Below are 12,556 nucleotides of genomic sequence, written 5' to 3'. Positions count from 1 at the left end.
GTTTTTAATTTACATAATATTTATAATGTAAATTAAACAGCTGTCATAATATTTTCATTGGTAAATATCTTATGTAAAATAAAAAATTTATCTCTGAACTTTTAAAAAAGCACAGATTTTGACTTGAAATCAAAACCTGTGCTTTTTAGATAATTTTAATTTAGCAAACTTTTATTTTATACTAGCTTTTATTTTTAAGAGTACGTTTTTCATCATTTAATATACTGTGCCTCATACCGTAGATGAAATACACCAATAATCCTGCTCCCGTCCATATTGCAAATCTAACCCAAGTAACACCTGGAAGACTTAGCATGAGATACAGACAAAATATTATTGTCAAAATTGGCGTAAATGGGACTGCTGGACATCTAAACTTTCTTTCCACATCAGGCATGGTTTTTCTCAGTATAATAACTCCTATAGACACAAATAAAAAAGCTGACAGTGTTCCAATATTACATAGGTCTATAATTACAGTTAAAGGGAAAAATCCACATATTATAGCAGTTATTATTCCAGTTATTATAGTACATGTACCCGGAGTCCTGTGTTTGTCATTCACTTTAGAAAATACTTCAGGAAGTAGTCCATCTCTTGCCATAACCATAAATATTCTAATTTGCCCATATAATATTACAAGAATAGTTGAAATCATTCCAACAACAGCTCCAACACCAACTAATGCAGATCCCCAGTTAATGCCCACTCTAGCAAGAGCTCCTGGAAGAGCATTATTTAAGTCAATGGATTTAAAAGGTACCATTCCTGTAAGTATAGTTGAAACAGCTATATACAATACTATGACCAATCCCAGACAAATAGCAAGCCCAATAGGGACATCTCTTTTGGGATTAGCCGTTTCTTCCGCTGCAGTAGATACTGAATCAAAACCTATAAAAGCAAAAAATATAATGGCGGCTCCAGACATTATACCCTTGAATCCATAAGGTGCAAAAGGATGATAATTTGCAGGGTTTATATGTGTTACACCGATAAATATGAATATAAATATCACTAACACTTTTATAACAACTATAATATTATTTACTTTAGAGCTCTGAGTGACTCCAATGTACAATACCCAAGTTATAATTGCCACAATTATAATAGAAGGCAAATCCACTATACCTCCTGCCAACGGAGAATTAGTCAGCTGATAGGGTAAATTAATACCACAGGCTTTCAGTACTCCAACAAAAGTTCCTGACCAACCAGAAGCGACTGCTGCTCCAGAAACAAGATATTCCAGCATTAGATTCCATCCGATAATCCATGCCACAATCTCACCAAAAGCTACATAACAATAAGAATAAGTGCTCCCTGCTACTGGAAACATTGTAGCAAGTTCTGAATAGGTAAGTGCACAAAGTGCACTTGTAATAGCTGCTATGGCAAATGAAATTGTAATAGCAGGACCTGCCAACTGTGCTCCTTGCCCCGTAGATACAAATATACCAGTTCCAACCACAGAACCAATTCCCAAAGCTGCAAGATCAAAATAATTCAATTTTTTTCTGAGCCCGCTTTTTTTCACGGAAACCCTAAAATCCTCCACAGTTTTTTTCCTCAATAGATTCACATACAATCCCCCTTATTTCTTAATATTATATTTCTACTTTTATTTTCTTTTCCACCAATTTTAAAAGCTCTCCACTGGTTATAAGCTCTTCACATTTATCCAGATCCTTATACATGATCTCATCCTTTTCTATGAAATTCACCCTATTTCTAACAGCTTTATATGCTTCTCGAGTACCCTTTCCCAATTTAAGTCCGTCTCTAAAATCTATAGCCTGACATGCAGCCATCAATTCCGTTGCCAATACTCTGGCTGTATTATTTACGATTTCCAGGCTTTTCCTTGCAGCAATAGTACCCATACTCACGTGATCTTCCTGATTTGCAGAAGAAGGTATAGAATCTACTGATGCCGGGTGAGCAAGTATCTTGTTCTCCGATACCAAAGCTGCTGCTGCATATTGCGTAATCATAAATCCAGAATTAAGTCCTCCGTTCTTCGAGAGAAAAGGCGGCAGATCATTAAGCTGATAATTTACCAGTCTCTCCAACCTTCTTTCAGATATATTAGCTATTTCAGCCACTGCAATTCCAAGAAAATCAAAGCTCAAGGCCATAGGTTCGCCGTGGAAATTTCCTCCAGAAATCACATCTGAATTTTCAAATATAATAGGATTATCCGTAACAGAATTTATTTCTATTTCCACTTTTTCTTTAACATAATTTACAGCATCCTTGCTGGCTCCATGAACCTGTGGTACACATCTTAACGCGTAGGCATCTTGTGTTCTAAGATCACCCTGATTAGTTATGAAAGAACTATCCTGTATCAAAGCAAGTATATTTTTAGCCGTCTGTACCTGACCTTTATGAGGCCTCAATTTATGTGTCCTCAAGTCAAACGCATCTCTTATTCCTCTTAAAGCTTCCATGGTAAGAGCTGCTGTAATATCACTTACTTTCAAAAGGTTTATGGCCTTGTATAATGCCAGGGAGCCAACCGCAGTCATCACCTGAGTTCCATTTATAAGGGCCAATCCCTCTTTGGCTACTAATTCAACTATAGGTATGTCTGCTTTTTCCATAGCCTCTTTTCCCGGTAAAATTTCTCCATGAAATTCAGCTTCTCCCTCGCCAATCATAGGCAATACCATATGTGCAAGAGGTGCTAAATCACCAGAAGACCCTAAAGAACCCTTCTCAGGAATAGATGGATGTACTCCCCTATTTAGCATATCAAGAAGTGTTTCAAAAACATTTAACCTTATTCCGGAATATCCCTTTGCCAGATTATTCGCCCTCAACAGCATTATCGTCCTTACTATCTCTTTGGGAAATTTTCGACCAAAGCCGCATGAATGGGACATTATTAAGTTCTTCTGAAGTGTTTTGCACTCTTCTCCCGTTATGATCACGTCAGAAAATTTGCCAAATCCCGTAGTAATTCCATATTTTATATCATTTCTGCTGACTATTCCGTCGATTACTCTTCTCGACCTGTTGATTTTTTCTTTAACTTCTTCAGTCACATCAACTTTATAATCATAATATGCAACATTTATAACCTCTTCCAGTGTAAGATTTTCACCCTTCAAAGTAACAATTTTCATATCTTTATTTCCCCCTTATGATCTCTGCCATTTGCCAATTGAGTGTTATTCTAATTTACTCTCTACAATTCTCATTATCTTTTCTTTTTCATCTCTGCTTTTTTTCAGTAAATTATCACACTTGTTTTTCAAATCCACTTTATGATCTTTATCCTCAATATTTTGAATATTTATTTTTATATTAAGAACAGCACCTTCTACTGCAGTTTCTACCAAAGAAGCTGCCACTCCAGCATCTGAAATTGCATTTTTGTTTCCATAATTTACAGCAATAAATATATATGGATACAGCCTATAGGCACTTTCAGCCACCTGAAGAGGAATTTCAAGAGAACTATCATTACCTTTCTTTATAGCATTTTTCCTTAATTCTATCTCCATATCCGTATTTTTTGGCATTTTATAAGCCTTCATCAATGACAGAAAAGCTTCTGTATCTTTCTCCACAAGATTTAAAAATTTTTTACTATATAAATTCACTTGATACAGCGAAGAGTCAATAGCATTCTTTACTGTATCCTCATATTTCAAGTAGTCCTTTTTCCCAATTGTCAAGTTAAATACCATACTAGCTAATGCACTGGCCAGAGAGGCCGAAAGGGCTGCAATACTTCCTCCTCCTGGAGCCGGCGAGCTTGATCCCAATTCCTCTACAAATTCTTTTAATCTAAGATCCTGTAACATCGATTACCTCTCCAATCAAAATCGGTTATATTATACTATATTAGTGTACACTAATTTTCCATTTTTTACTACAATTTCTCCGTTCTTAACTACAGTGTCAACCGCATTTACTCCAAAATGATATATAAGATAATCTAGACTTTTAGCATTAAATACAGTTATATCCGCTTTTTTCCCAGCTTCAATACTGCCTATTTGACTTTCTCTTGAAATTGCAGCTGCCCCATTTATGGTCATAGCATTTATTATTTCTTCCGGAAGCATTTTAAGTCCAAAGCAGGCAAAAGTCATGGTTGCCTGAAGAGACTCCGTAGGCGAAGTACCTGGATTGCAGTCCGTAGCCAGAGCCACTATAACCCCTTCTTCTATCATCTTTCTTGCTGGTGCAAACTTATTTAACATCAGATAAAAGGATGTAGTAGGTAAAAGTACTGCAACTACCTTATTATCAGCCAGAGACTTGATACCTTCATCAGAAGCAGATACTAAGTGCTCTGCAGATACTGCCCTCATTTCACCTGCTAATTCCGCTGCTGACGCAGATTCAACTTCATCCGCATGAATTTTAGCTTTAAGTCCAGCTTTTTTTCCTGCCTCTAAAATTTTTCTCGCCTCTCCTGCAGTGTATACACCTTTTTCACAAAAACAGTCAACAAATTCAGCCATATTATGTTCCCTTACATATGGTATCACCGAATTTATCATGAAATCTATATAGCCCTCTCTATTATCCTTAAATTCCTCCGGAATAGCATGGGCCCCCAAATAAGTGGAAACTATATCCATAGGGTGCTTTTTATTTAAATTTTTATTTACTTGAAGCATTTTCATTTCATTTTCAAAATCCAGTCCATAACCTGATTTACTTTCCACAGTAGTAGTTCCATGAAGAAGCATCCGATCCAATCTATCCTTTGTCTCATTTTCAATTTTTTCCATAGGGGTCTTTCTCACACTATTTACAGTGCTCAGTATTCCCCCTCCGGCTTTAAGTATATCAATATATTTTACATTTTTGAGCTTCATGGAAAGCTCCTTTTCTCTTGAACCCGCATATACAACATGTGTATGGCTGTCCACCAGACCAGGAGTTACTGTTTTGCCCCTGCCGTCTATTACAGGCCTATTACAATCTAAGTATTTTTTGTATCCATCCCCACTGCCAACTTCAACTATATTATCCTTGTCTACAATTATATACCCATTATCAACTATACCTGCATCCTTTAAATTTTCTTTTATTTTCGGACAATTTCCTGCGCAAGTGACAAGACAGCTTATATTTTTAATTATCATAATAATTACCTCCATTTTTCAAGCTAATAGCAAGTATATATTTATTTAAAATATTTACCCACTGCTTTTTTTACAGCTTCTTCATCTGCCAGATATGGAAGAGTTACATGATCTGTTCCAACATTGTTTTTATTAAACTCCATTACAGTTTCAATAGCATGCTCATTTCTGGCCCAGGAACGCCTTGAAACTCCGCTCATAACATCCCAGTTCAAGGCTGACTTAATAATTCCGTCTACCCTGAAGCTTCCATCAAGCACCAGTCCAAAGCCTCCATTTACAGCTTTTCCTATGCCTACTCCACCTCCATTATGCAGGGCCACAAGGCTCATTCCTCTGGCAGCATTCCCTGCATAACATTGAACTGCCATATCTGCCATCACATTGCTTCCATCTTTGATATTAGAAGTTTCCCTGAAAGGAGAATCCGTACCACTCACGTCATGATGATCCCTTCCCATCATAACAGGCCCTATTTCGCCCTTTCTAACCATTTCATTAAATCTCAATGCTATATCAACTCTACCCTTAGCATCCTGGTACAATATTCTGGCCTGGGTGCCAACTACCAACTGATTTTTTTCGGCATCCTTTATCCAGTTGTAATTATCTCTGTCCTGATATCTTCTATCTGGATCTATACATTCCATAGCAGCTCTATCAGTTTTAACCAAGTCTTCTTCCTTCCCACTTAGACAAACCCATCTAAAAGGTCCATAACCATAGTCAAAAAGCTGAGGCCCCATTATATCTTCTACGTAGGATGGGAATATAAAACCATCTTTTTCATCTATTCCATTTTTAGATATTTCTTTAACACCTGCATCGTATACAGCTTTCATAAAGGAATTTCCATAATCAAAGAAATAAGTTCCCCCGTCTACTAGAGATTTTATCAATTCAAAATGACGTCTTAAACTTTTATTTACCAAAGCATGAAATTTTTCTCTATCTTCTGCTAGAAGTCTTGTCCTTTCTTCAAAGCTAATTCCTTGAGGGCAGTATCCACCTTCGTAGGCAGCATGGCAAGAAGTTTGATCCGACAGCAGATCAATTTTTATATTGTTTTTAACTGCATACTCCAGTAGATCTACTATATTTCCATAATAGGCAATGGATATGCTTTCTTTTCTCTTCAAGTAATCCTTTACAATTTTAAATATTTCACTTAAATCTGAAGAGCACCTTTTAATCCATCCCTGCTTAATCCTTGTATCTATTCTTGATTTATCCACTTCAGCTATTATTCCAACACCTTTTGCTATTTCTATAGCCTTAGGCTGGGCACCGCTCATCCCTCCAAGTCCAGAGCTCACAAATAAATGACCTCTTAAATCGCCATCATTTGGAATACCAAGTTTAAGTCTTCCTGCATTTAGTAGGGTATTAAAAGTACCATGCACTATTCCCTGAGGTCCTATATACATCCAACCTCCAGCAGTCATCTGTCCATAATTGGCAACTCCCATTTCCTCTGCAACTTCCCAATCCTTTTCATTATCAAACATGCCTACCATAAGTGCATTAGTTATTATAACCCTAGGTGCCTCTGGCTTTGATTTAAATAGTCCAAGAGGATGACCTGACTCTACTACAAGTGTTTGATCTCGAGTCATAACTTCCAGATATTTTTTTATAAGTCTATACTGCATCCAGTTTTGACATACACTTCCTGTTTCGCCATAGGTAACAAGCTCATAAGGGTACAATCCAACTTCAAAATCCAAATTATTGTCTATCATAACTTGAAAAGCCTTGCCCTCCATGCAATTTCCCTTATACTCTTCAATTGGTTTCCCATAAATTCTTCCTTCAGGTCTAAATCTGTATCCATAAATTCTTCCTCTTGTAGTCAGTTCCTCTAAAAATTCAGGTATCAACTTCTCATGATATTCAGGTGGTATATACCTTAAAGCATTTTTTAAAGCAATTTCAGTTTGAGATCTCGACAAATTAAACCCTCTGTTTGGAGCTCTCCTTATTCCCTCTACAAATTTAGGCATTTCAGGCAGTTCGTCATCTAACTTTACAGTCATGGACTTACTGATATATAGATTATCAATCATAATACTTCCTCCTTCTAAGATTAAACTGTTTACGTGTAAAATCAACATATAGTTATTCAAATATTGCATTAATTGAATATCAACAAAAAATAGTTTCATCCATTTATTATATATTACCGTTCATACATCTCTAAAGAGTCAATTTAAGTTAAAAATCAATTTTAAAAGTTTTATATTTTTTATACACTGAAGACGCTTTACATTTAAATTCATTTAAATACTATGTTATAATATATTTGAAGTATCTATCAAATGGTCTGTTCAACGGAAGAAGGGATATATAGTGAATTTTATAAATGTGAAAATGTTTGGCAATTTTGAGGTAACCATAAACCATAAGAAGATCTTATTTCCCTATAATAAAGCACAGGCTCTTTTTTGTTATTTACTTATAAATAAAGAATGTACACGGGAAAAATTAGCTGGATTATTGTGGCCTGACGAGGAAGAAAGCATTGCAAAGAAAAATCTGAGAAATGCCATATACAAAATAAAAAAGACGCTTAACCTAGAAGTGCTGATATCTCCGAGAAAATCAACTGTTATGATAAATCCAGATATAAGTATAAAATCTGATGTGACTGACTTTCTAAAAAACAAAAATGAAATCAATCTTTACAAAGATCCATTTTTAACCGGATTTTATGTAAAAAATGCAGAAAATTTTCAAAACTGGCTGACACAATACAGGGATTATCTTCAGCAGATATACATACATAGACTCAAGGTAAAAATATCTCTAGAAAATAAAAACAGGAACTATGATAAAATGGAAGATTATTGTAGACTGTTGATAAAAGTCGATGAATTTGATGAAGAATCCTATAGAAAATTGATGTGCAGTTTAATAAATAACAACAAACCAAATAAAGCCATTGAAACGTATCATAAACTTTCAGAGATTTTAAATAAAGAGTTAAATGTAGAACCTTCCAAGGAGACAAAAAAATTATTCAATGAAATTTTAAATAAAATGGGAACAGGATATGTAAACAATAGCTCAAGAACCCAAAAATTTTTCTTTGGCAGATACAACGAATTAAAATCCTTAAGGATCAATTATTTTAAATTTATCAATAATATACAGTCCAAATCCGTTTTAATACTAGGAGAAGCTGGTATTGGGAAAACAAAGCTCAAAGAAAAGTTTTTGGAAAACGTATCAGAAAATAACGTATATATTTTCGAAACCTGCTGCTATCAATTTGAAAAAGAATATATATTAAAACCCTGGAATCCAATAATGTCAGATTTGGTTGAAATAATTAAATTGGATAAGGTAAATCTGCCGCAGGGATGTGAAAACATAATAGGTAGTTTTTTCCCCCAATTTGATAAAAATTATTCTATGGACTTAAAACTTATAGAAAGCAATAATAACTTAAAATATGAAGTCATTATAAATGCAATAGAAAATGTCTTTAAGAAACTCGGTGCCATGAAAAAAATTCTACTGGTATTTGAAGACATTCAATGGATTGACTCAATGAGCTTATCCCTATTAGGCAGCATAATTTTAAGTGAAAATAAAAATATAATTTTACTTGCCACCTGCAGGAAAGAAAGAAATGAAGAATTAGATAAATTTGTTACATCCATGAAAATGCACAACAAACTCAATATAATTGAACTATACAGACTTGATTACAGGGAAACCGAAGGCTTTATAAAACAGGCCCTCCCTAACTACAATTTAAGTAAAAAAATGATAAAGAAAATCTACAGTGAAACAGAGGGCAATTTATTTTTTCTAACTGAATACATGAATATAATAAAATCCAATGGAAATATAAATATAATGTCTTCCAAAATGCAGGATATACTAAAAAGCAGATATTTTGACATATCCGAAAATGGAAGAAAAATTTTAAATATATGCTCTATGTTTTTTGACGAAACACCTCTTTATATATTGGTAAGACTGATGCACAAAGATGAATTAGAAATAATGGACATGCTTGAGGAACTGGAAGCTAAATTCATACTCACAGAAATCTTAAGTGAGGATAATATAAGTTTAAAATTCACCCACCAAAAGATGGGGGAATTCATATATTCAAATCAATCTCTCGCTAGGAGAAAAATACTTCACAATAAAATAGGTAATATTTTTGAAGAAAACTTGAGCAGGAATAAAGAGGATTTGAATACCTATTATAAATTAATATATCATTTTTCACATGCCAGTAATTATATAAAAGAACTTAAATACAGCATGAAAAGCCTGAACGTATATTTAAGCTTCAGCCATGAACTTTTTCCGGTACTTTATTACAGCAACACCAAATATAGTAATTTATACTTCAGTGATGAAAAAGCCCTAAATAGCCTGAGCAAAATAGAGAAACTCTTGAATAAAATCGAAAATCAAGCTTATTCTAAAGAAATTACCTTTCTGGAAGTCACATTTCTTCATATGAAGGGACGATATTTAATTCGAATAGGTAAATACAAAGAAGGTACTTCTATAATAAAAGTTATGATAGATAAAGCAGTTAAGATAAAAAATACCAGCTATGCCCTTGAAGGCTATAAACAAATGATCTATTATTGTATTCAGGCCTATAATGTAAAAGACATGATTACATACGTGAACCTAGCACTTAACATTGTTGTATTTGAAGGTCATGAAGATGAAAAAGCCGTACTATTTAGGTTGAAAGCCCTTTACAACAATATGTGCGGAAATTATGTAGAAGCGGAAAAACTCTTAAATAAATCCATAAACATACTTGAAAGAAACACCACCATATCAGATAAATATGCACTAAATATAGCAGCTGCTTACAATTATATAGGTGAAATAAGAAGATATTCCATGAAATTCTCCCAGGCCATTGAATACTACAATAAGGCTATTAAAATATGTGAGAGAAAAAAGGTAGTTTCAACCAGTGCAATATTCAATATAAACGCAGGTGAAGCAGCTTTTGACATGGGGGATTACGCTCTTGCAAAAAAGTATTTTAGCAGCTCACTTAAAATATACAACCATTTTGATTTAGTTTGGGGGCGTTCTGTAGCAGAAGCATTTATGTCTCTACTTAAAATAGACGAAAATGAATTCGATACAGCTTTAAGTTATTTAAAAGCTGCTCATACTCATTCAGAAATGCTAAAAAGCCCACATGAAATAGGACTCGTATACAGTATTAAAGCTGCGATACGAGCAAAAATGCTTAAAGATGAAAATTTAAATTGTATTTTTCAAAAATACCTCTGTGAAGATATAAATTACTACTGCGACATTGGAATTAACTATTTAAAAAAATCCCTGGATGATTATGAGATCAATGTACTTTTAAAATTAAAGTACAAAGTTCAAAATAGAGATATCAAATAGGTAGGAAGGATTTTCGGCAGCAGTCGAAAATTTTCCAAAAAAGGTTCAGGTGGAGAAAAACATTCCTTATTAGAAAACTCCATTTGAACCTAAGAATCACTTTATCCGCTTATTCTGGATTCCAACACCTGGCTCATATTAAAATTTTCTATTTGAAGATAATATTCTGCACAATCTATCAGAGCTTTCATTGGAACTAGACCTATAACTTCACTTCCTACTACAGGTACGCCGTATCTTTTTGCCTCCATTTTGACCATTTCCTGGGCAGCATAAATAGGTGTCTTTTCATAATTTACTAGATTCATAGATACCTGTACTATATTTCTCTCCGTTACCTTTACACCTACAGCTTTAACATACCTGAGTCCTCCTCCTATGTATCTTATTTTTCGAGCTATGGCGTTGGCAACTTCCACATCATCAGTACCCAAATTTATATTATATGCTACAAGTGGAAATCTGGCACCTATAACAGTTGCACCGCTCTTCACGTTTATCTCATCCGGTCCAAAATCCGGTTTCCATTCAGGCTGTTTTATTTTTTCAAAAAATCCTTCATACTGGCCTTTTCTTATATTTGCTAAATTCTTCCTTTCTGCACAGCTAGCAGCATCTTCATATAAATAAACAGGTATCCTCAATTCATCCCCCACTTTTTTGCCCAATCTTTGTGAAATTTCTACACATTCTTCTGTTGTGACATCCTTAATCGGTATAAATGGCACTACATCCGTGGCACCCATCCTAGGATGTGCACCTCTATGCTTTCTCATATCTATAAGTTCAGCTGCCCTTTTTATGAGATTAAAAGCAGCTTTTTCCACTTCATCTGGAGCCCCTAAAAAAGTTACTACAGATCTATTATGATCTTTATCTGAAGAATAGTCCAGGAGTTTTACACCTTCAACTTTTCTAACTTCATCTACAATGCTTTCAATTATTTCCACATTCCTGCCTTCGCTAAAATTTGGGACACATTCTACCAATTTTGACATCTTAACTTCCCCCTAAACCCTCGTTTAATGTTAAATCTACGATAATTATAAATTAATTACATCTTTAAAACGTCTAAAAAACTTATAAAAGACATATATGCATATAAAATTTTTAGACGTCACTCCTTGTTCCAAAATAAACATGAAGCAAACATGCCCACGATAGTCACCCCAAATACAGTTTCTAACATAACTAAAATACGTACTATAGTTGAGTTAGGTACAATATCTCCATATCCCAGTGTAGTCATAGTCACTGCACTGAAATACATAAAATTCCACAGTGGGTATTTAAGATTTTCATCTACTATTGATTTAAGTACTAGAGGACTGCCATCTAAAAAAGATATAGAGTTTTTTACAAGCTCTGGAAAATAAAAATTTAACGGATAATAAAAATAACCCTTTCCAGGAAACTCATTGTACAGTAATGGATATTCATTCACCCACATATACTTGGTAAATATTTTTTTAAAATCATCATCATAGCTTTCCGGATAACCCTTAAAATCTTTTAAATCTTCAGTCATCTTATAAAAATCCACCTTTATTTTATAGCTGTCAAATCCTCCACTTATTTTATCTTGGCCTAAATTTTTTACGGCAATATGGGTGATCCCTGCATTTTTAAACAGCAAGTAATAATAATCAGCCCACTCCCAACCTAAAACTTTTTCAAAAGAAAACACGTTGACAGAGATGACCGAATCATCTACTGTTTCCACTTTTGCAACAGGCCTTTTATATTCACTGGACAATAATAAGCTTTTTATGCTGTTTTTTAATTCATTACTACATACTTCAATATTCAAATTCCTTTTAAAAATCTCTATTTTTCTATCTATATTTATATCATTCTGAAATATAAAAAATTCTCCATTGGAGTCATTTGCAATATCCCAATAGATAATTCCAAAGCAAATTAATACAGTTATATAAAGTAAAGCCAGAAGTAGTAAAATAGTCCTTTTTTTAATTTTATGTATATTAATAAACCATTTCATATTATAACCTCTGTATTAGTATACTTATTTATAC

At 34.0% G+C, this 12,556-nt stretch carries 8 protein-coding genes; 1 reads left to right on the top strand and 7 read right to left on the bottom strand.

Annotated elements, in window-relative coordinates; all coding sequences use genetic code 11:
* Nucleotides 1-181: 181 nt before the first annotated feature.
* Genes J5G60_RS11990 through J5G60_RS11970 form a run of 5 tightly spaced genes read right to left on the bottom strand, consistent with a single transcriptional unit; the run spans nucleotide 182 to nucleotide 7,177 of the window.
* Nucleotides 182-1,582, bottom strand: a complete 1,401-nt coding sequence (locus J5G60_RS11990; protein ID WP_150357183.1) for an APC family permease — start codon at nucleotides 1,580-1,582, stop codon at nucleotides 182-184.
* A gap of 25 nt (nucleotides 1,583-1,607) precedes the next feature.
* Nucleotides 1,608-3,131 (bottom strand): histidine ammonia-lyase, encoded by a 1,524-nt coding sequence (hutH, locus tag J5G60_RS11985; protein WP_150357184.1) that lies wholly within the window; start codon nucleotides 3,129-3,131, stop codon nucleotides 1,608-1,610.
* A gap of 45 nt (nucleotides 3,132-3,176) precedes the next feature.
* Complete coding sequence (locus J5G60_RS11980; protein ID WP_150357185.1) at nucleotides 3,177-3,815, bottom strand: cyclodeaminase/cyclohydrolase family protein; 639 nt, start codon at nucleotides 3,813-3,815, stop codon at nucleotides 3,177-3,179.
* Between the two features lie 30 nt (nucleotides 3,816-3,845).
* Complete coding sequence (gene hutI / locus J5G60_RS11975; protein WP_150357186.1) at nucleotides 3,846-5,111, bottom strand: imidazolonepropionase; 1,266 nt, start codon at nucleotides 5,109-5,111, stop codon at nucleotides 3,846-3,848.
* A 41-nt stretch (nucleotides 5,112-5,152) separates the two neighbouring features.
* On the bottom strand, nucleotides 5,153-7,177 hold the full coding sequence (locus J5G60_RS11970; protein ID WP_150357187.1) for a urocanate hydratase: 2,025 nt from the start codon (nucleotides 7,175-7,177) through the stop codon (nucleotides 5,153-5,155).
* 283 nt (nucleotides 7,178-7,460) lie between these two features.
* On the opposite strand from J5G60_RS11970, the gene J5G60_RS11965 reads away from it, so the two are divergent.
* Nucleotides 7,461-10,520: an AAA family ATPase gene (locus J5G60_RS11965; RefSeq protein WP_150357188.1), complete on the top strand. Its 3,060-nt coding sequence runs from the start codon at nucleotides 7,461-7,463 to the stop codon at nucleotides 10,518-10,520.
* 101 nt (nucleotides 10,521-10,621) lie between these two features.
* Here the strand turns inward: J5G60_RS11965 and ftcD are convergent, their stop codons facing one another.
* Together ftcD and J5G60_RS11955 are read right to left on the bottom strand one after the other, a co-directional pair.
* A complete protein-coding gene (ftcD, locus tag J5G60_RS11960; protein ID WP_150357189.1) occupies nucleotides 10,622-11,518 on the bottom strand; it encodes a glutamate formimidoyltransferase in 897 nt (298 codons plus the stop codon).
* Nucleotides 11,519-11,637: 119 nt separating this feature from the next.
* A complete protein-coding gene (locus tag J5G60_RS11955) occupies nucleotides 11,638-12,522 on the bottom strand; it encodes a potassium channel family protein (protein WP_150357190.1) in 885 nt (294 codons plus the stop codon).
* Nucleotides 12,523-12,556 lie beyond the last annotated feature (34 nt).

It is taken from the genome of Clostridium sp. HV4-5-A1G (assembly GCF_900184915.1).
Taxonomy (GTDB): Bacteria; Bacillota; Clostridia; order Clostridiales; family Clostridiaceae; genus Clostridium_B; species Clostridium_B aromativorans.
This window is presented reverse-complemented; position numbering and strand designations above follow the sequence as displayed.

Coding starts and splice junctions, on each gene's coding strand:
- hutH (WP_150357184.1), bottom strand. CDS start 3,131: ATGAAAATTGTTACTTTGAAGGGTGAAAATCTTACACTGGAAGAGGTT.
- J5G60_RS11980 (WP_150357185.1), bottom strand. CDS start 3,815: ATGTTACAGGATCTTAGATTAAAAGAATTTGTAGAGGAATTGGGATCA.
- hutI (WP_150357186.1), bottom strand. CDS start 5,111: ATGATAATTAAAAATATAAGCTGTCTTGTCACTTGCGCAGGAAATTGT.
- J5G60_RS11970 (WP_150357187.1), bottom strand. CDS start 7,177: ATGATTGATAATCTATATATCAGTAAGTCCATGACTGTAAAGTTAGAT.
- ftcD (WP_150357189.1), bottom strand. CDS start 11,518: ATGTCAAAATTGGTAGAATGTGTCCCAAATTTTAGCGAAGGCAGGAAT.
- J5G60_RS11955 (WP_150357190.1), bottom strand. CDS start 12,522: ATGAAATGGTTTATTAATATACATAAAATTAAAAAAAGGACTATTTTA.